General features: G+C 71.7%; 23 protein-coding genes and 2 pseudogenes. 21 read left to right on the top strand and 4 right to left on the bottom strand.

The window, feature by feature from the left end; all coding sequences use genetic code 11:
• Positions 1-47 precede the first annotated feature (47 nt).
• From GUY61_RS08010 to GUY61_RS07970, 10 genes and pseudogenes are all read left to right on the top strand, one after another.
• Positions 48-1,274, top strand: a complete 1,227-nt coding sequence (locus tag GUY61_RS08010) for an amidohydrolase family protein (RefSeq protein WP_166629368.1) — start codon at positions 48-50, stop codon at positions 1,272-1,274.
• Between the two features lie 153 nt (positions 1,275-1,427).
• Positions 1,428-1,867, top strand: a pseudogene (locus GUY61_RS08005) (helix-turn-helix domain-containing protein); the annotation flags it as partial.
• Between the two features lie 116 nt (positions 1,868-1,983).
• The gene (locus GUY61_RS08000; protein ID WP_166629367.1) at positions 1,984-2,868 is read left to right on the top strand and encodes a RimK family alpha-L-glutamate ligase; all 885 of its coding nucleotides are present in this window, start codon (positions 1,984-1,986) and stop codon (positions 2,866-2,868) included.
• A complete protein-coding gene (locus tag GUY61_RS07995) occupies positions 2,865-3,653 on the top strand; it encodes a RimK family alpha-L-glutamate ligase (RefSeq protein WP_166629366.1) in 789 nt (262 codons plus the stop codon). Before GUY61_RS08000 ends, GUY61_RS07995 begins: the two co-directional genes overlap by 4 nt.
• 184 nt (positions 3,654-3,837) lie before the next feature.
• Positions 3,838-3,972: a hypothetical protein gene (locus tag GUY61_RS41125; protein ID WP_279576774.1), complete on the top strand. Its 135-nt coding sequence runs from the start codon at positions 3,838-3,840 to the stop codon at positions 3,970-3,972.
• 354 nt (positions 3,973-4,326) lie between these two features.
• On the top strand, positions 4,327-4,833 hold the full coding sequence (locus GUY61_RS07990) for an FBP domain-containing protein (RefSeq protein ID WP_166629365.1): 507 nt from the start codon (positions 4,327-4,329) through the stop codon (positions 4,831-4,833).
• Between the two features lie 349 nt (positions 4,834-5,182).
• A complete protein-coding gene (locus GUY61_RS07985) occupies positions 5,183-5,362 on the top strand; it encodes a hypothetical protein (RefSeq protein ID WP_166629364.1) in 180 nt (59 codons plus the stop codon).
• Positions 5,359-7,713 carry a TOMM precursor leader peptide-binding protein gene (locus tag GUY61_RS07980; RefSeq protein WP_166629363.1) on the top strand — a complete coding sequence of 785 codons (2,355 nt, stop codon included), beginning with the start codon at positions 5,359-5,361 and terminating at the stop codon, positions 7,711-7,713. Before GUY61_RS07985 ends, GUY61_RS07980 begins: the two co-directional genes overlap by 4 nt.
• A 178-nt stretch (positions 7,714-7,891) precedes the next feature.
• Positions 7,892-9,079 carry a histidine kinase gene (locus tag GUY61_RS07975; RefSeq protein WP_313896566.1) on the top strand — a complete coding sequence of 396 codons (1,188 nt, stop codon included), beginning with the start codon at positions 7,892-7,894 and terminating at the stop codon, positions 9,077-9,079.
• 81 nt (positions 9,080-9,160) lie between these two features.
• Positions 9,161-9,769, top strand: coding sequence for a response regulator transcription factor (locus GUY61_RS07970; protein ID WP_313896565.1), 609 nt, complete (start codon positions 9,161-9,163; stop codon positions 9,767-9,769).
• A 25-nt stretch (positions 9,770-9,794) separates the two neighbouring features.
• On the opposite strand, the gene GUY61_RS07965 is transcribed toward GUY61_RS07970, so the two are convergent.
• Entirely contained in the window at positions 9,795-10,424 is a 630-nt protein-coding gene (locus GUY61_RS07965) for an NADH oxidase (protein WP_166629360.1), read from the bottom strand.
• Positions 10,425-10,698: 274 nt separating this feature from the next.
• Between GUY61_RS07965 and GUY61_RS07960 the strand changes: the two are divergent.
• From GUY61_RS07960 to GUY61_RS07945, 4 genes and pseudogenes are all read left to right on the top strand, one after another.
• Positions 10,699-12,183 (top strand): annotated as a pseudogene (locus GUY61_RS07960) (2-oxoacid:acceptor oxidoreductase family protein); the annotation flags it as partial.
• A 59-nt stretch (positions 12,184-12,242) separates the two neighbouring features.
• Entirely contained in the window at positions 12,243-13,064 is an 822-nt protein-coding gene (locus tag GUY61_RS07955) for a hypothetical protein (RefSeq protein WP_166629359.1), read from the top strand.
• A gap of 11 nt (positions 13,065-13,075) precedes the next feature.
• Positions 13,076-13,615, top strand: coding sequence for a GNAT family N-acetyltransferase (locus GUY61_RS07950; RefSeq protein ID WP_166629358.1), 540 nt, complete (start codon positions 13,076-13,078; stop codon positions 13,613-13,615).
• A 201-nt stretch (positions 13,616-13,816) separates the two neighbouring features.
• Complete coding sequence (locus GUY61_RS07945) at positions 13,817-14,641, top strand: serine hydrolase (RefSeq protein ID WP_166629357.1); 825 nt, start codon at positions 13,817-13,819, stop codon at positions 14,639-14,641.
• 136 nt (positions 14,642-14,777) lie between these two features.
• Here GUY61_RS07945 and GUY61_RS07940 read toward each other — a convergent pair whose 3' ends face one another.
• Positions 14,778-15,440 carry a pirin family protein gene (locus GUY61_RS07940; protein ID WP_166629356.1) on the bottom strand — a complete coding sequence of 221 codons (663 nt, stop codon included), beginning with the start codon at positions 15,438-15,440 and terminating at the stop codon, positions 14,778-14,780.
• A gap of 82 nt (positions 15,441-15,522) precedes the next feature.
• Here GUY61_RS07940 and GUY61_RS07935 point away from each other — a divergent pair, with 82 nt between their 5' ends.
• From GUY61_RS07935 to fabF, 5 genes are all read left to right on the top strand, one after another.
• Positions 15,523-16,704 (top strand): helix-turn-helix domain-containing protein, encoded by a 1,182-nt coding sequence (locus GUY61_RS07935; protein WP_166629355.1) that lies wholly within the window; start codon positions 15,523-15,525, stop codon positions 16,702-16,704.
• A gap of 89 nt (positions 16,705-16,793) precedes the next feature.
• Complete coding sequence (locus tag GUY61_RS07930) at positions 16,794-17,735, top strand: ACP S-malonyltransferase (RefSeq protein WP_313896564.1); 942 nt, start codon at positions 16,794-16,796, stop codon at positions 17,733-17,735.
• An 11-nt stretch (positions 17,736-17,746) separates the two neighbouring features.
• Positions 17,747-18,778, top strand: coding sequence for a ketoacyl-ACP synthase III (locus tag GUY61_RS07925; protein WP_166629353.1), 1,032 nt, complete (start codon positions 17,747-17,749; stop codon positions 18,776-18,778).
• Between the two features lie 63 nt (positions 18,779-18,841).
• Complete coding sequence (locus tag GUY61_RS07920; protein ID WP_166629352.1) at positions 18,842-19,090, top strand: acyl carrier protein; 249 nt, start codon at positions 18,842-18,844, stop codon at positions 19,088-19,090.
• Between the two features lie 76 nt (positions 19,091-19,166).
• Positions 19,167-20,429 carry a beta-ketoacyl-ACP synthase II gene (gene fabF / locus GUY61_RS07915; RefSeq protein WP_166629351.1) on the top strand — a complete coding sequence of 421 codons (1,263 nt, stop codon included), beginning with the start codon at positions 19,167-19,169 and terminating at the stop codon, positions 20,427-20,429.
• A gap of 552 nt (positions 20,430-20,981) precedes the next feature.
• Here fabF and GUY61_RS07910 read toward each other — a convergent pair.
• Together GUY61_RS07910 and GUY61_RS07905 are read right to left on the bottom strand one after the other, a co-directional pair.
• Positions 20,982-21,848: an NAD(P)-dependent oxidoreductase gene (locus GUY61_RS07910; protein ID WP_166629350.1), complete on the bottom strand. Its 867-nt coding sequence runs from the start codon at positions 21,846-21,848 to the stop codon at positions 20,982-20,984.
• A gap of 11 nt (positions 21,849-21,859) precedes the next feature.
• Positions 21,860-22,354, bottom strand: coding sequence for a DUF3145 domain-containing protein (locus GUY61_RS07905; RefSeq protein ID WP_166629349.1), 495 nt, complete (start codon positions 22,352-22,354; stop codon positions 21,860-21,862).
• A gap of 410 nt (positions 22,355-22,764) precedes the next feature.
• On the opposite strand from GUY61_RS07905, the gene GUY61_RS07900 reads away from it, so the two are divergent.
• Positions 22,765-23,679, top strand: a complete 915-nt coding sequence (locus tag GUY61_RS07900; RefSeq protein WP_166629348.1) for a GDSL-type esterase/lipase family protein — start codon at positions 22,765-22,767, stop codon at positions 23,677-23,679.
• A gap of 343 nt (positions 23,680-24,022) precedes the next feature.
• Positions 24,023-25,282 carry a pyroglutamyl peptidase gene (locus GUY61_RS07895; RefSeq protein ID WP_208105702.1) on the top strand — a complete coding sequence of 420 codons (1,260 nt, stop codon included), beginning with the start codon at positions 24,023-24,025 and terminating at the stop codon, positions 25,280-25,282.
• Positions 25,283-25,328 lie beyond the last annotated feature (46 nt).

Raw genomic sequence — 25,328 nt, 5'->3', positions numbered from 1 at the left:
ATAGCATTAGGTATACATTGAGTCGTGCTCCAGGATTGAGGCAAGCCATGTCCGTGACCGCTATCACCGGTGCCAGGGTCTTCGACGGTGAAAGGACACTGGGTGCCCTCACTGTGCTCGTCGACTCCGGGCGGATCGCCCGCATCGGCGGCGACGTCCCCGAAGGGGCGGAGGTCGTCGACGGCAGCGGCGCGACGCTGCTGCCGGGCCTGATCGATGCCCACGTCCATACCGGCCGGGACGCGCTGGCGCTGGCACTGCGATTCGGGATAACCACCGAACTGGAGATGCAGGGCACCAACACGGCGGACAACCGCGCGCACATCAGCGACGATGACACCGTCGCCGACGTGCGCTCCTCCGGTTTCGGCATCACCCCGCCCGGCGGCCACCCCAGCGAACTGTTTCCCGAAGGCTTCCGCCCCGGCCCGCCCGCAGGCGCCGAGCCCACCGGAGCACCCCCGCTCATGCCGTTCTCCACCACCCCCGAGGAGGCGGTCGCGTTCATCCCGCAGCTGATCGACCGCGGCTCGGACTACATCAAGTTCATGGTCGACGACGGCAGCATCGAGGGACATCCCGGACTGCCGATGCTCGACCGGGCCACCTTGAACGCCGGGGTCGCCGAGGCGAAGCGGCGCGGCATGCTCACCGTCGCCCACGCCCTGACCGTGGACGCCACCCGCATGGCCATCGAGGCAGGCATCGACGGCCTGGTCCACCTCTTCATGGACCAGCCCCACACCGACGAGATCATCAACCTGATCCGGGACGCAGGGGTCTTCGTCGTGCCCTGCGTGGTTCTGAACGCCTCCATGGTGGGCATCACCGGCAGCGAACTCGCCGACGACCCGCGTGTCGCCGCGCGCCTCGACACCGACTGGGACAAGACGCTGCGCTCCAGCTTCGGCCACTACCCGCAGGGAAGGATCGAAGACGTCCTGGCCACCGTCGAAGCACTCAGCGACGCCGGTGTGGACCTGCTGGCGGGCACCGACGTCTCTGTGCCGCTGCCGTTCCTGGGCGGACTCGCCCACGGCGCCAGCCTCCACCACGAACTGCAGTACCTGGTCCGCGCCGGCCTCACCCCCACCCAAGCCCTGCGCGCAGCCACCGCCACCACCGCCCGCCGCTTCGGCCTGAACGACCGCGGACGCATCGCCGAGGGCCTGCGCGCCGACCTGCTCCTCGTCGACGGCGACCCCACCACCGCTGTCTCCGACACCCTCAGCACCCGCGCCGTCTGGCGCCGCGGCACCCGCCTCGCGGCCTGACCCGCATCCTCCACAACAGCTCCTCACCCACTGCCGGTGGCCGCCGACCGTCATGTCGGCGGCCACCGGCACGCGCTCGCTCGTCCGCTTCCCCTCGGTTGAGAACCCGAGCAGCTGAACGAGTGCCCCCGTCCGACGGCTGGAGTCAGCTTCATCAGGAACCGCACCACCGACAGAGGTCTCCATCACCCCCACCCCAGCGCCCGGCTGACCGTCCACGGCAGGAGACTCTCGGTCGACCGGGCCGGGCCGGCCGGCCCGTCGCCCACGTCGCCGACGAAATGGGCATCTCCCGCACCACCGCCCGCAAATGGGGCCGACGCCGGCGAGCCGAAGGCGACGCCGGCCTGTACGACCGCGCCAGTCGGGCCCGGACGGCTCCGCACCGCGCCCCCGCCGACGTCGAGACCCGCATCCGCGCGCTGCGGAGCGAGCGCAAGCCCGGCCCCGCGCGGATCGGCCCGATTCTCGGCGTACCCGCCTCGGCCGTCCATCTCGTCCTGACCCGGACGGGGCTCCGAGTCCGCGCGCTGCCCGCATCCTGGCCCTGGCACGACCGACCGGGCGGCCGCGGCACGGCCCGCAAGCCCCGTGACAGCCGACGACTGCCCGGCCGCCCGGTCATGACATCCTGCTGATGCCACAAGACATTGCGGAATGCCGGACGACAGGCAGTAAGACGGGTGCCCGGCGGTGACGGGGAAGAACGATGAAGCTCTGCTTTCTGGTGGAGGAGCGGTATCGCCACGACGGTATGCCCGTCGAGGTGATCCGCCAACTCGTCTCCTGGGGACACCAAGTGGACCTGTTGCGCCCCGGCGGCTCCCTGTTGCACCCGACAGAGGCCGTACAGACGAGCGCCCATGACGCATGGGTGCTCAAGACGGTCTCCGGCGGCCCGGGCCTCACCCTGCTCGAAGCGGCGGCCTCGGCCGGCCTGACGACGATCAACAACGCCCGGGCGATACGAGGCGTGAGGGACAAGGCGCTGGCCGCCGTGATCGGCCTCAGTCACGGGCTGCCCCTGCCTGCGACCTACGCGGCGGCGCAGCCGGAACTGCTCGCCGAGATACCCGAGTCGGAGTATCCAATCGTGGTCAAGCCCGCTGACGGCAGCTCGGGCCGGGCCGTGCGTCTGGTGTCCTCCCCACGCCGGCTCGCCGAGGTGCTCCCCGAACTGGCGGGGGAGGGCATGCTCGTTGCCCAGCCGTACGTGCCGAACTCCGGAGTCGACATCAAGGTGTACAGCGTCGGCGACGAGCTGTACGCCACCGAGCGCCGTTCCCTGCTCCACCCGGACCACGCCGTACGGGAGCGCCGTGTGCCGCTGTCGCCCGAGATCGCCGCGATCGCTGCTCAGGTCGGCGTGGTCTACGGCCTCGACCTGTACGGTGTGGACGTGGTCCTCGGGCCGAACGGCCCTGTGGTCGTCGACGTGAACGACTTTCCCAGCTTCCGTCAGGTCCCCGACGCGCCAGTACGCCTGGCAAGAGCCGTCCTCGCCCTGGCGGCCGGCGCGGGCGGGGCGAGGACGGCCGCGCAGCCGCCGCTCGGCGCCGTTCCGGTCCCCGTGACGGCAGGCAAGACGGCATGAGGATCGGCCTGATCACGTGTGAGCCCGGCCACCCGCTGCTGAGCCTCACTACGGCCCTGCTCGCGCCCGACCACCACGTGGATGTGCTGGATCCCCGTACGTCGCCGCCCGTCCCCGAACCGCTCGCCGACGTCTACCTGCTGAAGGCGCGCACGCCACATGCCCTCGCACTCGCCCGGGTTCTGGAGCAACGCCGCGCCCGCGTGATCAACTCCGCCGCCGCGACCGCGCTGTGCCAGGACCGCACGTCCATGGCCGCACTGGCCCTGAGTGCCGGCCTCCCCTTCGCGGCCACGCGCACCTTCACAACCCTGGCCCGGCTGGCGTCCGGGCCGCCGCTGTCCGGACCCGCGGTGGTCAAGAGCCGCCACAGCCGGCGGCACGACGTGGTGGCCCGTGTCGAGGGTCGCTCGCACCTGCGGGACTTGGCCGCCGCCCATCCGGACGAGCCGGTCGTGGTCCAGGATTTCGCCCCCAACGACGGATGGGACTACAAGCTCTGGGCGATCGGCGACCGGCTCTTCGCCGGCCTGCGCCGCTCCGAACTCTCCCCCGAGGGACGCGGCCCCACACGAGCGCTCCGCCTCGACGATCTGCCGCCCGGATGGCCGGCCCTGGTGCACCGCGTCGGAGAGGCGTTCTCCCTCGACGTCTACGGCGTGGACATCATCGACCGCGGCCACGGTGCCCCATTGATCGTGGACATCAACGCCTTCCCCGGTATCCGGGGCCAGTCGGGCGCTTCCGCTGCTCTGGCAGCGCTCGCCCTGTCCCGGGCCGAGTGAGCCGATACCTGGAGCAACTGGAGGCCCGACGGGCTCCTCGTACGCACGTTCGATTCTATGATCCCGCGCCGCTGTCGTGGCGTCACGGCAGCGGGCGCGGCGTGCGCAGCGCAGTTCGTCAACGAGCTCGTCGAGGCCGGGGCGACCAAGGTCGTCCGGGCCTGTCTGCCCGCGCTGTCGCGAGGTGAAGGCGCTGTCCTGCCCGTCGGAGGGCAAGAGGATCTGCCGGGCCTGCTTCGCCCGCCACGCGTCCGTCTCCTGCTTCGAGCAGGTACGCACCGCCCCGAAGTGGGCAACCGTCCGCGAGGTCTTCCCGTGACCGGTGATCTTCGCCGAAGTCATCCGCCCGCCACCGGCACGAGCATCCCCGGCATCACGCATACCAGAACCGTGACCTGCAACTTCACGATGCACTCCGCTCAATGGGAGGTCTTGCGCACCTGCTCTCCCACTTGAGGCCCGGTGGGGCCGATGGCGTGCTCCTGCCTCCCGCGGTCGCCTCGCGGAAGGCGGGCCGACGCATCCGCGGTTCCCTGCTGCGGACCGGCGCGCCGCGAGCGGTGGTGGCGCTCCCCCTCCGCGCACTGACGGTGCGCGGCACGGCTCCGGGCACCCGCGGCCGCTTCAGAAAATGTCACGACACGGAAACCCCCCGCTGTTAGCGTCGCCCGCCATGGAACCACTCGGCGACAAACAGATCCGCGGCTCCTTCGTGAACTGCACGAAGGGCGAGGCGAGCCGGCTCCCGCTGCCCCGCGGCCTGAACGAACTTCCCTGGGACGACCTCGACTTCCTCGGCTGGCGCGATCCGGGCGCCCCCGACCGCAGCTATCTGGTCACCGGGACCCGGGACGGGCTGGTGGGTGTCGCGCTGCGGTTTCCCGCCGGCCGCCGCAGCATTCTCAAGCAGAGCATCTGCTCGCTGTGCCTGACGGTGCACGGCGCGAACGGGGTGTCGCTTCTGACGGCGCGCCTGGCGGGCGCGGCCGGGCGGCAGGGGCACTCGGTGGGGGCCTACATGTGCACCGATCTCGCCTGCCCGCTGTACATCCGCGGCAAGAAGCGGCCGGACTCGGGCGGGAGGTTCGAGGAGACGCTGACCCAGGAGGAGCAGATCGCCCGCACCGGACGGAACCTGGACGCGTTCCTGGCCAAGGTCTTCGCGCAGCCGGCCGGGTGACTGTGCCAGGAGAGGACGGTCACGGCGGGGACACGGTGGCCGGGCGCGCGGACGTGACAGCCGACCGGCGCTGTGACCTGCGAGGGGCTTGATCCAACGGTCGCGATCTGAGGTAACACTGAAAGCGCTCACTGCGCTGTGTATAAGCCTTGGCCTAAGATCTTTACATCATCGAAAACCGGATGATACGCGGACGAATCACCCTCCGATGCATGAGAAGTTCACCCTCCGCCCATGATGTCTGCACTGTCTTAACTCAGCCGCTGTACAGAAGTATGACAATCGACAGCGGTCCACTGGAGACTCGCTGAAGTGGTTGAAAAACAGACATTCAATGGGGAGAACAGCCATGACCGATGTCACCGTGCAGCCTCTCGAGTTCCACGCCGAGGCCCGCCCCGTGCGCTCCGGCCTCGTCATCGAGCACCTGGACGCCCCCGCCGACCAGGACGTCGCTCTGTGGACGCTGTGCGCCGTCCCGCCGATCGCCGCCCGCGCCGAAGGCCCCGCCGAGGCCCTGGCGGCATGACCACCCACGGGGGACAGGACGTCCGGCCGGAAGTGGGGAACGAGAAATCGCGGGTGGGTTTCAAACTCCACCTGCGCCCCACCGTCGTACCAGGAGAGGCCGCGTACCTGGTGTCGCGGCGCGGGGTCACCGCCCTGCACGGCGAGCACGCCGAGGTGCTGGTCCCGCTCCTGGACGGCACCCGCGGCATGAACGCCGTACTCCAGGAGGCGTGCAAGGCCGAGCCGGCGCTCGAGCCCGAGGAGGTCATGAGCTCGCTGCGCGGCCTCATGACCGCCGGCCTGGTGCGATACCACGCGGAGCCGGCCCAGCCGTCCGCGGAGCCGGGCGTCCCGCTCCCCCGTACCGACCGGGCCGCCGAGGCCTACTGGGACCTCGCCGGCCTGGACGGAGGCGCGACGGTGGCGCGGCTGGCCCGCACCACCGTCCGTGTCCTGGCACTGACCTCGCCGGCCGACCGGGAGGCCGTCACCACGGCGTGCCGTGACTCGGGCGTCCCGGTGGCCGGGGAGGACGGGGAGCACGGGGAGGCGGGCTTCTCGCTGGTGCTGTGCGACGACTACCTGTCACCCGCCCTGCGGGAGATCGACGCCGAGCACCGCGCGAGCGGCAGACCCTGGCTGATCGCCAAGGCCTGCGGAACCGACCCCTGGGTCGGCCCGGTGTTCAGGCCGGACGAGGGGCCCTGCTGGTCGTGCCTGGCCACCAGGCTTGCCGGGCACCGCCGTTCGGAGTGGCCGGTGCGGCGCGCGCTCGGACTGGCCGGTCCGCCCGCGCGTCCCGCGGCCGCGCTGCCGGCGGGCCACGCCATCGCTCTGCACCTGTCCGTGCTGGAGACCGCGAAGTACCTCGCCGGTGTACGCGACGCGTCCCAGAGCGTGCTGCACACACTGGACACCCTGAGTCTGCGGACCAGGGCGCACCGGGTGACACGGCTCCCTCAGTGCCCGCAGTGCGGTGATCCGGGGATGGTCGCCGCGCGGACCGGGAGGCCGTTCGTACCCGCACCGCGCCCCAAGTCGAGCTACCGGGACGGCGGCCACCGCGCGCTGACACCGGATCAGATGCTCGAACGCCACGGTCACTTGGTGGACCCGGTCACCGGGATCGTCAAGGAGCTGCGGCGTGCCGCCCGGACTCCGGACTGCGTCAACTCCTATCTCTCCGGCCACAATCTCGCGATGGGCGCGCACACGCTCGTCGGCCTGCGGGCCGGACTGCGGGCGCTGAGCGGCGGAAAGGGCCTGACGGAGACGGAGGCCAAGGTCAGCGCCCTGTGCGAGGCGGTGGAGCGGTACAGCGGTACGCGGCACGGCGACGAGGCCGTGGTGCGCGACTCCTTGCGCGCCCTGGGCACGGCGGCCGTGCACCCCAACTCCTGCCAGCTGTACGACGAGAGGCAGTTCCGCGACCGTGACCGCTGGAACGCGCGGATGTCGCGCTTCCAGTACGTCCCGGAGCGGTTCGACGAGGACCGGGTCACCGAGTGGACACCCGTGTGGTCGCTGACCGCCGGGACACAGCGGCTGCTGCCGACGTCGATGCTCTACTACACGCAGGGCGATCCCTCCCCCGACGGGCTGTACGCCGACTCCAACGGCAACGCGGCGGGCAGCAGCCCGGAGGACGCCCTGGTCCAGGGCTTCCTGGAACTGGTGGAGCGGGACGCGGTCGCCCTGTGGTGGTACAACCGCGCCCGGCTTCCGGCCGTGGACGTCGACTCCTTCGCCGAACCGTACGCGGAACGGCTGCGGGACGGCTGCCGTCGGCTGCACCGTGAGCTGTGGGTCCTCGATCTCACCTCCGACCTGGGCATTCCCGTGATGGCCGCGCTGTCCCGGCGCACCGACAAACCCGCCGAGGACGTGATCTTCGGCTTCGGGGCGCACTTCGACCCGCGGCTGGCCCTGCGCCGGGCGCTGTCGGAGATGGGACAGATGCTGCCCGCGGTGTGCGAGGCACGCGCGGACGGCTCGGGCTACGCCCTCGACGACCCCGAACCGCTGGGCTGGTGGCGTTCCGCCACGGTCGCCAACCAGCCCTACCTGGTACCCGATCACGCGCGGCCCGCGCGCACACCGGGAAGCTGGGTGTACGAACCGCGTGCGGACCTGCTCGACGACGTCACGGCGATCACCGAACTGGTCGCGGCGCACGGCATGGAGCTGCTGGTGCTCGACCAGAGCAGGCCCGACCTCGGCATCCCGGTGGTGAAGGTGATCGTTCCCGGTATGCGGCACTTCTGGGCGCGGCTCGGTCCCGGGCGGCTCTACGACGTACCCGTAGCCCTGGGCAGAAGTGACAGGCCCACTCCCTACGAAGAGCTGAACCCCGTTCCGCTCTTCGTCTGACCCTGGATTGGCTCGGCAAGCATGTGCCCGACAAAGTCTGGTCGTTGCATGGACTTCACGACCTTCACTTATCATCCCCGCAGGATGGCGCACATAGTTGCGAGAAGAGGCCGTGCGAATGATGGACAGTCACGACCGTTCCGACAGTGCGGACGAGTCGGGGGGCAGACACTCACCGGTGAGCCCTCCCCGGCGCAGCAGCGATCTGCCCGCCCCACGGCTGGCACGTGCCATCCTCCTCGCCGCGCTGCTGAGCTACGCGCTCCTCACCACCATCAACATCCTGAGCGCCGGTGTGTCCCGGGCCGCCGAGGTGACCGGTGCGGTCCTGCTCCTGGTGATCCTCGGCCTGCAGCTGCTGCACTCCTCCCCGGGCGCCAACCGGGCGCCGCTGCGCCGCAGGTGCCTGACCCTGGGCGTCCAGGCGCTCCTCACCTACCTGCCGCTGCTGGTGTTCCACGCCTTCTGGGGCGCCATGGCGGGCTATCTCGCCGGTTCGCTGCTCCTGCTGCTGCGGCCGAGGGTGGCCTGGCCGCTGTACGGACTGGTGGGGGTGAGCATGCTGATCCCGCCGGTCGTCGACGGCCGGCCGGTGATCGACAGCGTCTACCTCTGCCAGACCTCGCTGCTCACCGGGCTGGTGGTCTTCGGGCTCTCCCGGCTGGTGGAACTGATCTCGGAGGTGCAGGCGGCCCGCGGTGAACTCGCCCGCATGGCGGTCACCAGGGAACGGCTGCGCTTCGCGCGGGACCTGCACGACCTGCTCGGCTTCAGCCTCTCCGCGATCACGCTGAAGAGCGAGCTGATCCACCGGCTGATTCCGGCGCATCCCGCGCGGGCGATGAGCGAGGTCGACGAGGTGCTGGCCATCGCCCGGCAGTCCCTCGCGGACGTCCGCAGAGTGGCGAGCGGGTTCCGCGACATGTCGCTCGAGCAGGAGATCAACTCGGCACGGTCGGTGCTCGACGCCGCCGACATCGACGTACGGGTTAAGGTCCACCTCGGGGCGCTCTGCCCGCAGGTGGACACCGTGCTCGCGACGGCCCTGCGGGAGGCCGTCACCAATCTGCTGCGGCACAGCAACGCCTCGCACTGCGACATCGAGGCCGTGGAGGAGGAGGGACTGGTCCGGCTGGTGGTGGAGAACGACGGCGTCGACCCCGCCTACCGGGACCCCTCGCCGCACAGCGGCAGCGGACTCGGCAACCTGCACGCCCGGATGACCGCGGTGGGCGGACGGCTGGAGTCGGGCCGCGGGAAGGACGGCACCTTCCGGCTGCTGGCCGAGGTGCCGGCGAATACGCCGTCGGAGACGACCGCGGAGGTACGGGAGATCGTGTTCCCTGCCAATGGGTCAGCCGCGTGATCACGCACCGGATCAGGAACGGTGGCGGTCATGGCGATTGGGTACGATCCGGCACATTCGTGTACGGCAGACGGGAGCTCAGTGATACGGATACTGATCGCCGAGGACATGAACATGGTCCGCGGCGCCCTGGTCGCACTGCTGAATCTCGAAGACGATCTCGAAGTGGTCTGCGAAGTGGAACGCGGCGACGAGATCGTCGACACGGCGCTCAAGCACCGGCCCGACGTCGCCATCATCGACATCGACCTGCCGGGTGTCGACGGTCTGTCGGCCGCTGCCCAACTGCGCGAACAGCTTCCGCAGTGCCGTTCACTCATCCTCACCAGCCTCGGCCGCCCCGGCACACTGCGCAGGGCCCTGGCCGCCCGGGTCTCCGGCTATCTCCTCAAAGACGCCCCGCCCAAGGAACTCGCCGCGGCGGTACGCCGGGTGGCGGCGGGCCACCGGGCCGTCGACCCGCAACTCGCGCTGGCCGCATGGGGTGAGTCGGAGAGTCCGCTGACCGAACGGGAGACGGAGGTGCTGCGGCTCGCGGCGGAAGGGGCGGAGGCGCGGGAGATCGCCTCGCTGCTGCGGCTGTCGACGGGGACGGTGCGCAACTACCTGACCACCATCGTGACGAAACTCAACGCACGCAACCGGGTCGATGCCATCCGGATCGCCAGGGAGGCGGGCTGGTTGCTGTGACCGCATCGGGCGGGCCGTCCGGCACTCACCCCTCGGCCCGCCCGACCGGAGCCGCCATGCCCGCCGCGGCCAGATAGCCGAGAACGCTCTCCGTCACCCCGGGCGGCAGCGGCAGCGCGGCCGCGGCGGCGTCCGGCGTGACGGGCCAGGCCAGCGTCCCCACCACCCAGGCGGCCTCCGGGCGGTGCAGCACCACGCGGTGCGGGGACGTGGCCGACTCCAGGGCGATGCCCGCGTCCTCCAGCTTGAGCGAGACCTCGCTGGGCATCCGCAGCCGGCACCGGGCGGGCAGCGGAACGGGGGCGAAGCGGGCGTGCTGCGTCCGGGGTGACACCGAAAGCAGCGGACCCTTGAGGTCGTCCATGCCCAGGGTCCGTACGACCAGATGGGACAGTCTCCTCAGCACCGGTCGCAGGACGAGGTGCGCCCCCGCCTCGGCGTCGTCCGCCGCGCGGCGGGCCCGGACATTGGCGAGCAGGACGGGCCCGAGCTCCATGCGGCGCAGCGCCTCGCGGACGACCGGATCGGGACGGTCGATGCGCTCGGTGCCGAGCCTGCCCTTCAGGACCAGCTCGCCGCTCGTACCGAACTCCACGACGACGTCCTCGCACAGCGACCACAGATCAAGCATCTGCGCCGCCGCCGCGTGCGGCATGTCGAAGATCCTTTCCTCCGTCTGGTGTCGAGTATGCGGCGCACGGGGGCGGGCCGACAGCCATCACGTCACACCCTCGACATGAAGTTTTCACAGACCGCCGCGGACCGCACCGCCCGGCTTTGGCCAGTCACAAGGAGTGCTCAATACCGTGCGGCGACAGCAGCCAGCTGCGGCAACGGGAAGGAGCGGCCGGGTGGCCGTTGACGCGACTCACGCGATCGACACGACCGACACGAGCGAGGCGAAGGAGACGGGGGAGGCGAACGGAACCGTGGACAGAGGCGTGGGCGGTGGCACGGCACGGAGCCCTCATCAAGTGCGCCGTGTGGACCGGGTGGTCATCCGGTTCGCGGGGGATTCCGGTGACGGTATGCAGCTCACCGGTGACCGGTTCACCTCGGAGACGGCGTCCTTCGGCAACGATCTGTCGACGCTGCCGAACTTCCCCGCCGAGATCCGGGCCCCTGCCGGGACCCTGCCGGGTGTCTCCTCCTTCCAGCTCCACTTCGCCGACCACGACATCCTCACCCCCGGCGACGCCCCGAACGTGCTGGTCGCGATGAACCCCGCCGCCCTGAAGGCCAACCTGGCCGACCTGCCCCGCGGCGCGGACATCATCGTCAACACCGACGAGTTCACCAAACGCGCCCTGGCCAAGGTCGGCTGGAACACCTCACCCCTGGACGACGACACCCTCCAGGCCTACGCCGTCCACCCCGTCCCGCTGACCACCCTGACCGTCGAGGCCCTCGCCGGCCAGGGCCTGAGCCGCAAGGAGGCCGAGCGGAGCAAGAACATGTTCGCCCTCGGCCTGCTGTCGTGGATGTACCACCGGCCCACCGAGGGCACGGAGGCGTTCCTGCGGTCGAAGTTCGCGAAGAAACCCGCGATCGCCGAGGCGAACATCGCCGCGTTCCGCGCGGGCTGGAACTTCGGGGAGACGACCGAGGACTTCGCGGTCTCCTACGAGGTGGCACCGGCCACGGCCGCGTTCCCCACCGGCACCTACCGCAACATCTCCGGGAACCTGGCCCTGTCCTACGGGCTGATCGCCGCGTCCCGCCTGGCGGACCTGCCCCTGTACCTGGGCTCGTACCCGATCACGCCGGCCTCGGACATCCTGCACGAACTGTCACGACACAAGAACTTCGGGGTGCGGACCTTCCAGGCCGAGGACGAGATCGCCGGGATCGGAGCCGCTCTGGGCGCGGCGTTCGGCGGCTCGCTCGCGGTGACGACCACGTCGGGGCCCGGAGTGGCGCTCAAGAGCGAGACGATCGGACTGGCGGTGTCGCTGGAGCTGCCGCTGCTGATCGTGGACATCCAGCGCGGCGGCCCCTCGACGGGTCTGCCGACCAAGACCGAGCAGGCGGACCTGCTGCAGGCGATGTACGGGCGCAACGGCGAGGCACCGGTACCGGTGATCGCGCCGCGGACGGCGGCGGACTGCTTCGACGCCGCGATCGAGGCGGCCCGGATCGCACTGGCCAACAACAACCTCAGCCGGCTACGCAGACGGCGTGTCGCGCATCTGCTGATGCCGTTCCTGCCCGAGACGGTGCACCGCTCGTACGCCGGGCCGACGGAGACGGTCGAGCAGCGCGAGGCGCTGCTGCGGGCCTTGAGGGATCTGTCCGCCCGGCAGCGTGCGGTGATGGTGCTGCGCTACTGGGAGGACCTGAGCGAGCAGGACATCGCCGGCGTGCTCAACTGTTCGGTCGGCACGGTGAAGACCCACGCCCGGCGCGGACTCGAGGCGCTGCGCGCCCATCCCGTTCTCGCCCCTCACTTCCACGCCCCGTCCGGAGCCAAGCGATGATGACCGATCCCGATCCCGATCCCGATTCCAATTCCGATCTCCAGGCCACGGCCGGGACCGAGACCCCGGCGGACGAGGCCGGGGAGCGATGGCTGCACACGGCCTTCGCCGAGGCCGGCCGCGACATCGCTCCCGGCCCGCTGCCCCTCGCCGCCGTCGAACGCGCGGGCCGTGCACGCCGCGTCCGCCGCGTCGCGGGACTGACGGCCGGCGCGACACTGCTGGCGGCGTCCCTGGCCGTCACCACCGTCCACGTCCTCGCACCGGAGCGGCAGCCGTCCGTCGCCACCCCCGCCGTCTCGGCGCCACCCCCGCCTCCCGCGTCCACGCCCGCACCCACGCCCACCACCGGTCGAACGCACCCGTCCCCGAAGAGGATCGTGCGGCCCGGCGAACGGATCACGGCCGCGCAGGGTTTCGAACTGTGGCTGACCGAGGACGGCGAGCACTGGTCCACGCCTGAGGGCGGCGAGAACTTCCGCAGCGTCGTGGACGGCAACATCGACCGAAGTGAGCCGGGTGTCAGCCACCAGATCGAGAGCTCGCCCTCCTACACGTACCACTCGGGCGTCTACTACGGAACCGAGCGTGCCGCCCGCGTGGAGGTCGGCGGCGAGGACGGCACCCGCACGGCCACCCTGCTGGAGCTTCCGGGCCGTCCCGGCTGGGGCGCCTGGTACCTCGCGGTCCCCGGGCGGGCGACCGCGGGCTCCGCCGTCACCCTCTACGACCGCGCGGGAAGGGTCCTCGCCGAACTGCCGGGAAGCAACTGGACCGATCCGGAAAAGAGTTCGTCCACCGGAGGAGCGCGGGGCTAGCCTCCCGTCCCATGGACACCGCACGCCGCGCCACCCCCGAGGACGCCGAGGAACTCCTCCGGCTGCGCCAGGTGATGATCGACTCGCTCTGGGGCCCGGGAACGAGGGACACCGAGGGGAGCACGGGCCCGGCCGGCGCCTCCGACGGCTGGCACGCCGAGTCCCTGCCCACGGTCCGCGCCCGGCTCGCCGACCCGGCGGGGGACTTCGCCGCCTTCGTCGTCGACCACCCGGCGCGCCCGGGCGGGCTGGCCGCCCTCGCGGCCGGGACCATCGAGTACCGCATCGGCCGCTCCGGCAATCCGCACGGCCGGGTCGGCCATGTCTTCAGCGTGGCCACCGACCCCGGCCGGCGCCGGCGCGGTCACGCACGCGCCTGCGTGGAGGCGTTGCTCGGCTGGTTCCGGGAGCGCGGTGTGCCGACCGTCGACCTCAACGCCTCCGCCGAGGCGGAGCCGCTGTACGCCTCCCTCGGCTTCGTACGCAAGCCCGACCCCTCCATGCGCCTGCACCTCGACCCCGTGGGAAGCCCGGCGACGGCCCGGGCCTGAGCGGCCCGCCGGAAGTGCCTGAGCGCCCGGCCGGAAGCGCCTGAGGGCTCCGCCGGAAGTACCGGTGTCCTCCGCGTCCGTCGTGGCCGGCCGCGGCCGCGCGGCGCAGCCGCACGCCGCACGCCGCACGCCGTCAGAGCCCGCACCGCTGCGGGAGGCCACCGGACCGCGCTCACGCCGGCCCCGCTTAGACTCGGGCGCATGCAGAGCCTGCGCTTGATCGAGAACTGGCCGGTGCCCACCGCGGCGGCGGGTGTCGTCCGGGCGGACGGAACGGTCGCCGGCACCCACGGCCCGGCGGACCGCCGTTTCCCGCTCGCCTCGGTCACCAAGCCGCTCGCGGCGTACGCCGTGCTCGTCGCGTACGAGGAAGGCGCCATCGAACTCGACGAGCCGGCCGGGCCCGAGGGCTCGACCGTGCGTCATCTGCTCGCGCACACCTCGGGTCTCGCCTTCGACGAGCACCGCGTGACGGCGCCGCCCGGCACCCGCCGGCTGTATTCCAACGCGGGCTTCGAGGTGCTCGGCGACCATGTCGCGAAGGCCACCGACATTCCGTTCGCCGAGTACGTGCGCCAGGCGGTCCTGGAACCGCTCGGCATGAGCGCCACCACGCTGGACGGCTCCCCCGCCAAGGACGGCGTCTCGACCGTCCGCGACCTGCTGCGCTTCGGCGCGGAGGTGCAGGCGCCCCGGCTGCTGGATCCGCGGACGGTGCTGGAGGCGATGAGCGTCGTCCACCCGGGCCTGTCCGGGATACTGCCGGGCTACGGGCACCAGAAGCCCAACGACTGGGGGCTCGGCTTCGAGATCAGGGACTCCAAGTCCCCGCACTGGACGGGTGCCTCGTCCTCGCCGCGCACCTTCGGGCACTTCGGCCAGTCCGGCACGTTCCTGTGGATCGACCCCGATGCCGCAGCCGCGTGCGTGGCGCTGACGGACCGGGCCTTCGGCCCCTGGGCCGTCGAGGCCTGGCCGCCCTTCACCGACGCGGTCCTCGCCGAGCTGTGCGGCGGCTCCGCCTGACGGCACGGGCGACGGCCCAGGGCCCGGCCGGTGGGGACGGACCCGGTGGGTGCCCCCGCGGCCCTGCACGGTGGCGGGCCCTCCGCGGAGCACCGGTGCCCGGTGCCCCCGTGCCCGCGCCCCGCCCCGCGCGGACTCAGCCCGCCGGCAGCTCCCACACCAGGAACTCCGCCGGCCCCGAGGACGCCGAGACCTCCAGCCCCTTCTCTCCCGTGGCGCGCACCGAGTCCCCGGGCGCCAGCAACTGCCCCGCCAGGGCGAGTTCACCCCGCACCAGGTGCAGGTAGAGCATCGGCGCGCCGGGCAGCGCGTTGCGCTCCCCGCCCGCGAGCCGGCGGATGTGCAGGGTCGCACCGGCCCCCGGTACGTCGTACGGCGTGGAGTCGGCGATGCCTGGGACGAGCGTGTACGAGGGTTCGCCGCCCGGCGCGAGTGGCGAGAGCCACATCTGCACGAAGGTGAGCGGTACGGCGCCCTCGTTGCGTTCGCTGTGCCTGACCCCTCCCGCGGCACTGAGGTGCTGCACGTCCCCGGCCCGTACGACGCCGAGGTGCCCCGTCGAGTCGCGGTGGGTCAGCTCGCCCTCGACGACCCAGGTGACGATCTCCGTGTGGCTGTGCGGGTGCTCGGCGAAGCCGGCACCCGGTTCCACCCGTTCCTCGTTGCAGGCCATGACGGGTCCGAAGCGCAGGTTGTCCGGGTCGTAGTGCTGCCCGAAGGAGAACGCGTGCAGGGAGGTGATCCCGTCCGTGCCGCTTCCGCCGCGGAACCGGTCGCGCGCCCTGCGTATCTCGATCACGACGTCCCGCCTCGCATGTGCACCATGGGACAACGTTAGCCCCGCACTCCGCGGCACCGTCCCGATAAGGCACTCTTGTCCCGTGCCTGAACCCGTGAACGACGCCCACCCCCACGCCGCGACACTGCGACGGCTGGAGAAGTCATCCGGCCGCCTCGCCGCGAACGCGATCGCCCGCATGGACGAGACCCTGCCGTGGTACCGGGCGATGCCCCCGGAGAACCGGTCCTGGATCGGTCTGGTGGCCCAGGCCGGTATCGCCGCCTTCACCGAGTGGTTCCGGCACCCCGAGACCCCGCAGGCCATCTCCACGGACGTCTTCGGCACCGCGCCCCGCGAACTGACCAGGGCCATCACACTGCGCCAGACCGTCGAGATGGTCCGCACGACGATCGAGGTCATGGAGACGGCGATCGAGGAGGTCGCGGCCCCGGGCGACGAATCGACACTGCGCGAGGCACTGCTGGTCTACGCCCGGGAGATCGCGTTCGCCACGGCACAGGTGTACGCCCAGGCGGCGGAGGCGCGCGGCGCCTGGGACGCCAGGCTCGAGTCACTGGTCGTCAACGCGGTGCTGTCGGGCGAGGCGGACGAGGGCGTTCTGTCCCGGGCGGCAGCGCTCGGCTGGAACTCGCCTGAGCATGTGTGCGTCGTTCTGGGCACGGCGCCCGACGGGGACAGCGAGCTGACAGTGGAGGCGATCAGGCGGGCCTCGCGGCACGCGAAGCTGCAGGTCCTGACCGGAGTGCTGGGCGACCGGCTGGTCGTCGTCGCGGGCGGCTCCGACAGTCCGATCAATGTGGCGAAGGCGCTGATCGGTCCGTTCGCAGCCGGCCCGGTCGTGGCCGGACCCGTCGTTCCCGACCTGCTGGCGGCGACCCGTTCCGCCGCGGCCGCGGCGGCCGGACTCAAGGCGTGTTCGGCGTGGCAGGACGCGCCGCGGCCCGTTCTGGCGGATGATCTGCTGCCGGAGCGCGCCATCGCCGGAGACCCGTCAGCGCGCGAGCAGTTGGTGGAGGAGATCTACAGACCGCTCGAAGAGGCGGGCTCGGCGCTCCTGGAGACGCTCAGCGTGTATCTGGAGCAGGCGAGCAGTCTCGAGGGCGCCGCGCGCATGCTGTTCGTGCACCCCAACACCGTGCGCTACCGGCTCCGACGTGTGACGGATGTCACCGGGTGGTCACCGTCCGATGTGCGCTCCGCGTTCACCCTCCGTATCGCACTGATTCTGGGGCGTCTGGTCGACGGAGATCTCCAGCTCTAAGCTTTTGTCGGACACCAACAATTCCCTCAACGGTTCTTCGTCCCTGTCCTCACGGGCGTCCTGGACCGTCGACAAGAGAGAGTGTGAGAGTGCTCGTACTCGTCGCTCCCGGCCAAGGCGCTCAGACGCCCGGCTTCCTGACTCCCTGGCTCGACCTCCCCGGTGTCGAGGACCAGCTCCGTGAGTGGTCCGCCGTCATCGGGCTCGACCTGGTGCACTACGGCACGAAGGCCGACGCGGAGGAGATCCGCGACACCGCCGTGGCCCAGCCGCTGCTGGTGGCCGCCGGACTGGTCTCCGCGGGGCAGCTGTTCGCCGGCCCGCAGGACCTGGTCGGCCAGGTGGGCGCCGCGGCAGGCCACAGCGTCGGTGAGATCACCGCCGCCGCCTGGACCGGCGTCCTCGACGCCCGGACCGCCATGGACCTCGTCCGCAGGCGCGGCCTGGCCATGGCGGAGGCGGCCGCGGTCACCGAGACCGGCATGTCCGCCGTGCTCGGCGGCGAGCAGGACGCCGTCGTCGCGCACCTGGAGAAGCTCGGCCTGACCCCGGCCAACATCAACGGCGCCGGCCAGATCGTGGCCGCCGGCACGGCGGAGCAGCTGGCCGCGCTCGCCGAGGACCGGCCCGAGAAGGCCCGTGTCATCCCGCTCAAGGTGGCCGGCGCGTTCCACACCCACCACATGGCGCCCGCCGTCTCCGTGCTCGAGGAGATGGCGCCCGCCCTCGACGTGTCCGACCCGGTCACCCGCTACGTCTCCAACAGGGACGGGCAGGTCGTGACCGAGGGCAAGGAGATCGTGCGCCGCCTCGCCGCGCAGGTCGCGGGACCCGTGCGCTGGGACCGCTGCATGGAAACATTCAAGGAGCTGGGTGTCACGGCGCTCCTGGAGGTGTCCCCCGGCGGCACACTGGTGGGCCTGGCCAAGCGCGCGCTCCCGGGCGTGAAGACGCTGGCGCTCAAGACCCCGGAAAACCTCGACGCTGCCCGCGAGCTGATCGCGGAGCACGCCGACCAGAAGACCGTCTGAGGAGCCCGAGCATGGCGAAGATCAGGCCCAGCAAGGGCGCCCCGTACGCGCGCATCTACGGTGTCGGCGGCTACCGCCCGACGCGGGTGGTGCCCAACGAGGTGATCCTCGAGCGGATCGACTCGTCCGACGAGTGGATCCGCTCCCGCTCCGGCATCAGCACGCGCCACTGGGCCTCCCCCGAGGAGACCGTGGCCGCGATGTCGGTCGAGGCGTCCGGCAAGGCCATCGCCGACGCGGGCATCGCTCCCGAGCAGATCGGCGCGGTCGTCGTCTCGACGGTCTCGCACTTCAAGCAGACCCCGGCGGTGGCCACCGAGATCGCCGACAAGCTCGGCACGCAGAAGGCCGCAGCCTTCGACATCTCCGCGGGATGCGCGGGCTTCGGCTACGGACTCACCCTGGCCAAGGGCATGATCGTCGAGGGCTCGGCGGAGTACGTCCTGGTGATCGGCGTGGAGCGGCTGAGCGACCTCACCGATCTGGAGGACCGCGCCACGGCCTTCCTGTTCGGCGACGGCGCGGGCGCCGTCGTGGTCGGCCCGGCCGAGGAGCCGGGCATCGGCCCCACCGTGTGGGGTTCCGAGGGCGACAAGTCGGAGACGATCAAGCAGACCGTGCCGTGGGACCGTTTCCGCGTCGGGGACGTCTCGCAGCTGCCGCTCGACTCGAACGGTGAGGTGAAGTTCCCCGCCATCACGCAGGAGGGCCAGGCGGTGTTCCGCTGGGCCGTCTTCGAGATGGCGAAGGTTGCCCAGCAGGCGCTGGACGCGGCCGGTATCACCGCCGCCGACCTGGACGTTTTCATCCCACACCAGGCCAACATGCGGATCATCGACTCGATGGTGAAGACCCTGAAGCTGCCGGAGAGCGTGACGGTTGCCCGGGACATCGAGACCACCGGAAACACCTCGGCCGCGTCGATTCCGCTCGCCATGGAACGGCTCATGGCGACCGGCCGGGCGAAGAGCGGCGACACCGCGCTCGTCATTGGATTCGGGGCGGGTCTCGTCTACGCCGCCACGGTCGTTACCCTCCCCTAGTCACCAATTGAGCAGGTCCGGAACCTCTGGACCGAGCACCGTTAACACCGAAGGAGCGCCACCATGGCCGCCACTCAGGAAGAGATCGTCGAGGGTCTCGCGGAGATCGTCAACGAGATCGCCGGCATCCCCACCGAGGACGTCCAGCTGGACAAGTCCTTCACCGATGACCTGGACGTCGACTCGCTGTCCATGGTCGAGGTCGTCGTCGCCGCCGAAGAGCGCTTCGACGTGAAGATCCCCGACGAGGACGTCAAGAACCTCAAGACGGTCGGCGACGCCGTCGACTACATCGCCAAGCACCAGGGCTGATCCTCACCCTGCTGCACGTGACGCCACCCGGCGGTGGCGCCGTGGATTCCCCCCTACCAGTGGAGAAAGAATTCCTGTGAGCCCGACCAATCGCACCGTGGTCGTCACCGGTATCGGCGCAACCACACCGCTGGGTGGCGACTCCGCATCGACCTGGGAAGGTCTGATCGCGGGGCGCTCCGGCGTCCGCACTCTCACCGAGGAGTGGGCCGCCGACCTGCCCGTACGCATCGCCGCACGTGTCGCGGTCGAGCCGGGCGAGGTCCTGCCCCGTCCGCAGGCCCGCAAGCTGGACCGTTCGGCGCAGTTCGCGCTGATCGCGGCCCGTGAGGCCTGGGCCGACGCCGGCTTCGAGGGCCCGGCGGCCGAGGGCTCGGCCGTCGACCCCGTGCGGCTCGGCGTGGTCGTCGCCTCCGGCATCGGCGGCGTGACGACCCTGCTCGACCAGCACGACGTGCTCAAGGAGAAAGGCGCCCGGCGCGTCTCCCCGCACACCGTCCCGATGCTGATGCCCAACAGCCCCTCCGCCAACGTCGGTCTCGAGTTCAACGCCCAGGCGGGCGTGCACTCCCTGGTCTCCGCGTGCGCCTCCGGCGCCGAGGCGATCGGGTACGCCATCGAGATGATCCGCAACGGCCGCGCCGACGTGGTCGTGACCGGCGGCACCGAGGCGGCGATCCACCCGCTGCCGATCGCCGCGTTCGCCAACATGATGGCGATGTCCAAGAACAACGAGGAGCCGGAGAAGGCCTCGCGTCCCTACGACAAGGGCCGGGACGGCTTCGTCCTCGGTGAGGGCGCCGGCGTCATCGTCCTGGAGTCCGCCGAGCACGCGGCCGCACGCGGCGCACGGGTGTACTGCGAGGCGCTGGGCCAGGGCCTGTCCGCCGACAGCCACCACATCGCGCAGCCCGAGCCGTCCGGCCGGGGCATCGCCGCCGCGCTGACGAACCTGCTGGAGTCCAGCGACCTCAAGCCCTCCGAGGTCGTGCACCTCAACGCGCACGCGACGTCCACCCCGCAGGGTGACGTCGCCGAGGTCAAGGCCCTGCGCAAGGTGCTGGGCGACGACCTCGACCATGTCGCCGTGTCGGCCACCAAGTCGATGACGGGTCACCTGCTGGGCGGCGCGGGCGGTATCGAGACCGTCGCGACGGTCCTGGCTCTCCATCACCGCCTCGCCCCACCGACCATCAACGTCGACGAGCTCGACGAGGAGATCGACGCCGACATCGTCCGCGGTGAGGCCCGTCCGCTGCCGGAGGGCACGATCGCCGCGATCAACAACTCCTTCGGTTTCGGCGGCCACAACGTGGTGCTCGCCTTCCGCACGGTCTGACGTTCCGTCCAGGTGCCCGGCCCCGGCTCCCCGCCGGCGCCGGGCACCTGCCGTTCCCGGGGCCCACAGGCCCCGCCAGGGGCCGTCCGGACATCGGCCCGGGGGGTGAACCCCCGGCGGGGCGGGACGAGCCCGTACGGAGGCGAGTACGGCCGCGCCACGCCACCCCACCGCACCGTCGCTGCCGTGAGCCCGGCGTGTGCCGCCCGTCCGCGTCGACCGGCCTCCCGGGCGTCGACGCCGCCGGACCCGGTGACCGGCTCGCGCCGACGGAAACCGACGCGAGCTGCGCCGCCGCCGGCCTGCTGGTCCTCGCCTCCTGCGCGGAGACGTACGGCACGGCCGTCACCGAGGCCCTGACGCACGGCGTTCCGGGGCCGGGCCGGGATGTCGAGAGGGCTCGGCACCACGGCCGCAGGACCGGCCCGCTGCCCGGCACCCGGGCGCGGGCCAGGACCGCTGCACGCCCGCCGGCCGGACACGGAGCCCGCGGCGACGCACGGCCGCGCGGGCGCGGCGGCACCGAGGGCGACGGGCGCACCGGACCGCGGTTCAGGAGGCGAGGTAGGAGGCGGCCATGTCCTTGTCGCCGTGGCCGAGTTCCTCGGCGCGGGCGAGGCGTCGGGCGCCCGCCGCGGCGACGTCCAGGCGTACGCCGGCCCGTTCGCCCGCCTCCACGATGAGGCGGGCGTCCTTGACGGCCGTGGAGACGGCGAAGCTGGGGGTGTAGTCGCCGGAGAGAATGGCCGCGGACTTGGCGCGGAGGTAGCCGCAGTCGAGCGGGCCGCCCTCGACGGCGTCGAGGAACGCCTGGGGGTCGACGCCGAGTCCCGAGGCGAGGGAGAGAGCCTCGGCGGTGGCGTTGGTGAGGGCCAGGACCCAGCTGTTGCAGACCAGTTTGAGGCGGGTGGCCGCACCCTCCCCACCGTCCTCGCCGGTCCACACGGTGAGCCGGCCCACTGCTTCCAGCACGGGGGCGAGGACGGGCCGGGCCGCGGGCGGGCCGGCGGCCAGCACGGTGAGCTGCCCGGCCTCGGCAGGTGCCCTGGTGCCGAGCACGGGCGCGTCGACGAAGAGCAGCCTGTGGGTGCCGGCGAAGTCGTTCATCGCGGCGAGGGCGTCGAGCCCCGCGGTCGTCGACTGGAGCCACACCGCGCCGGGGCGCAGCCCGGGTGCCGCCTCCCGCATCACCGCGAAGGTCGCGGCACCGTCGTACAGGACGGTGAGGACGACGTCGGCGCCGTCCACGGCCTCCGCGGGCGTGCCGGCGACCCGCGCGCCGTCCGCCGCGAGGGGAGCGGCCTTGGCCCGGGTGCGGTTCCAGACGCGGACGTCGAGGCCGGCGCGGGTGAGGTTGCGGGCCATGGCGGCGCCCATGATGCCCGTGCCCAGTACGGCGACTGAGGTGGTGTCGGTCATACCGACAAGCGTTACACCACCTGGTGCAGCCAGCGCACGGGCGCGCCCTCGCCGGCGTACCGGAACGGCTCCAGTTCGTCGTCCCAGGGCTTGCCGAGGAGCTTGGCGATCTCCGCTTCCAGCTCCGTCTCGCCGCGCTGTGCTCGGGCCAGGGCGGCCCGCAGCCGGTCCTCGGGGATCAGGATGTCGCCGTGGATGCCGGTCACGGCGTGGAAGATGCCGAGGTCGGGGGTGGAGCTGTAGCGCTCGCCCTCGGCTTTGGCGCAGGGCTCGGCGGTCACCTCGAAGCGCAGCAGGTGCCAGCCGCGCAGCGCGGAGGCCAGTTTGGAGGCCGTGCCCACCGACCCCTGCCAGGAGAACTCGGATCTCCAGGTGCCGGGCGAAGCGGGCTGCTTGATCCAGTCGAGGCTGACGCGGACACCGAGCACGCCGCCCACCGCCCATTCGACGTGCGGGCAGAGCGCGCGCGGTGCGGAGTGCACGTACAGAACTCCACGTGTCGTCACCTGGACCTCCAGTGTGGGACGAGGTTCGCCTTCCCCAGCGGCCTCGTACCCGTAACGATCACGGCCGTGACAGCATCCGACATTCTGCCCCCATGGCCACTTCGGTACCAGCTCCCGAGGTTACGAACAGTAAACATCATCGGGAGCAATTCTCCTGAAAAGGGACAGTATGTGACGCGATGTAATTTAACGCACCGGACCGCGGCCGTTGACGAGAGACGCGGGAACGACGGACCGCCCGGAACCGCGGAGAGCGTCACGCGCACCACGGCATCCCGGCAGCCACGGGAAAACGCTACCGCGCTGCGGGCGCGCGGGTATGACGTACCGTCGGTCCCGGGGACGAGTACACGAAGCTTTCACTCGCGAGGGCGCCACGAGCGCACCCGCACACCGGGAGGACCCACGGGATGCGGCTCGACCACCGCCGATCACGTCATTCGTTCGCACGGCCGCTCGTGTCCGTCACCGCGCTCGCCGCCCTGGTCGCCGGCTGTGACGCCACGGGCGGCAACGAGCCCGTTCCCAGGGCGGAAAGGGCCGGCGCGCTGCCGAAGCCGTCCCCGACCCGGCTGTGGGACCGCAGCCCCTCCTCGGTGGCCGCGGTCGGCGACTCCATCACCCGCGGGTTCGACGCCTGCGGGGTGCTGACGGACTGCCCCGCGGTGTCCTGGGCCACCGGCACCGACGCCGGGGTCAGAAGCCTCGCCCACCGGCTCCTGGGCCCCGGGGGAACCGCCACGCGCAGCTGGAACCACGCCAGGTCGGGCGCCCACGTGGCGGACCTGCCCCGGCAGGTCGGGCTGGCGGCGGCGAAGCGGCCCGACCTGCTGACGGTCATGGTCGGCGCCAATGACGCGTGCAGCGACGAGGTGACGGGGATGACCCCGGTCGCGGACTTCCGGGCGAGTTTCGAGTCGGCCATGAAACGGCTGCGCGCCGCCTCGCCCAAGACCTTCGTGTACGTGGCGAGCGTGCCGGACCTGAAGCGGCTGTGGAGCGAGGGGAGCGGCAATCCCGTGGGCCGCCAGGTGTGGAAGCTGGGCATCTGCTCGTCGATGCTGGCCGACCCGGAGTCCGTGGCCGCCTCCGACGTGGAGCGCCGGCAGACCGTAAGGGACCGTGTGGTGGCGTACAACGAGGTGCTGGAGGAGGTCTGCGCCGAGGACCTGCGCTGCCGCTACGACGGGGGTGCGGTCTTCGAGTACGAGTTCGGGCAGAAGCAGCTCAGCCCGTGGGACTGGTTCCATCCCAGCAGGGACGGCCAGGAGCGGCTCGCGGAGATCGCGTACCGCAACGTCACCGCGGAGAAGGCACCCTCCTGACCGCGGGCCCGTCGCATTCTCCTGCCCCTGGACCCGCCGCCCCGCACACACGGACGAGGGGTGAGGGACGCGTCGCCGGGGCGCTCGCGGCGCTGCCCGTGCCCGGCACCGGTCCCGGCCGTCAAGGCCGTCAAGGCCGTCAAGGCCGTCAAGGCCGATCCCAACGCCCCTGCGGGGGCCGACGGCCGGCTCGTGCGCCCGGGCCGTTGCAGAGGTGATGGGAGGGGACCGCGCCCCAAGGAGCCCGCCGAGGGCCCCAGTCCCTCTGTTCGCGACGCCAACTGCACACCGATACTTGCGCGTTGACGTTGTCCGCCGTACGGAGGGAACGCGGGTGCGAACGCTGCGCGCAAGGCTGTCTTCTGTTGTCGTCCTCTCGTTGTCGCTGTGTGCCGCACTGCCCGCGGCGCCCGCGCTCGCCACCCCGGGCCCGCAGGGCTGTGCGGGCTCCCCGGTGGCGCCCACCGTCGAGGAACAGCGCCTCTCCCGGGAGGTGCCGCGCGAAATACTGCGGCGCAGCGGCTTCGACTCGGTGGCACCGGGCTTCGTACGGGCGCTGTGCCGGGCGGACTCGTACCGCGAGGCGGAACGGGCCGTGTCCTGGCACGGACGGCGGCTGTGGGAGAGGGCGGTGGCCGGGGCGCAGGGCCGGGGACCGGTCGGGGACGGTCTCGGCGCGGCCGACGACAGGCCGCTGTACTGGGCGCGGCTCGGGATGACGCGGGGACTGCGGCAGTGGCAGCCCTCCTTCTCGCTCTCCGGGGAGCGCCGCGCGGCCCTGCTCGACCGGCTCGAGCGCGCCTCGCGCGGCCAGGACTCGATCGCGTACCCGCCCCGCCACAAGGGCGTGAAGCGGATCCTGGTGACCGGTTTCGATCCCTTCACGCTGGACCGTGACATCCGCATCGGCAATCCCTCCGGGGCGACGGCGCTGGCCCTCGACGGCACGCTGATACGCACCGCTGACGGCCCCGCCCGCATAGAGACGGCCGTCTTCCCGGTCCGCTGGGCCGACTTCGCGGACGGGACCGTGGAGCGGACGCTGCGCCCGCACCTGGCGGGCGTGGACCTCTTCGCCACCGTCAGCCAGGGGCGGGTCGGACGCATCGACATAGAGCGCCACAACGGCGCCTGGCGGGGCGGATTCCCCGACAACGAGAATCTCTCCAGCACCGGGACCGTGCCGGTCGCCGACCCCGCCTCGCAGCCGCAGTGGACGACGACGACCCTGCCGTACGACGCGATCGTCGCGGGGGCGACCGGTCCGTTCCCGGTCTACGACAACACGGCCGTCACGGAGATCCCCGCGGGGGCCACGGTTCCGGTGAACCGGCCGCACGGGCCCACCCCGGGCTCCACGGCGCGCAGTGGCGGCGGCGGGAACTACCTCTCCAACGAGATCGCCTACCGCGCGACCCTGCTGCGCGACCGCCTCGGCCTGGCCTCGCTCCCGGGCGGGCACGTCCACACCCCGGTCCTGCGGTTCGGCGCGGACAACACCGACCCCGCCACGGGCACCGTCACGGATCCCGAGTACGTGCGGAACCGGCTGGACATCATCGAGCAGATGCGCGGCATCATCCGGCTCGCCGCGGAGCACTGAACCTGGCCGGGCCGCCCCTGCCCGGCCGCCCTCCCGCCCGGCCGCC

The organism is Streptomyces sp. GC420, from assembly GCF_009916105.1.
In the GTDB taxonomy this organism is placed as follows: Bacteria; Actinomycetota; Actinomycetes; order Streptomycetales; family Streptomycetaceae; genus Streptomyces.
The sequence above is the reverse complement of the archived record's forward strand: the minus strand, read 5'-3'. Positions and strand labels throughout refer to the sequence as shown.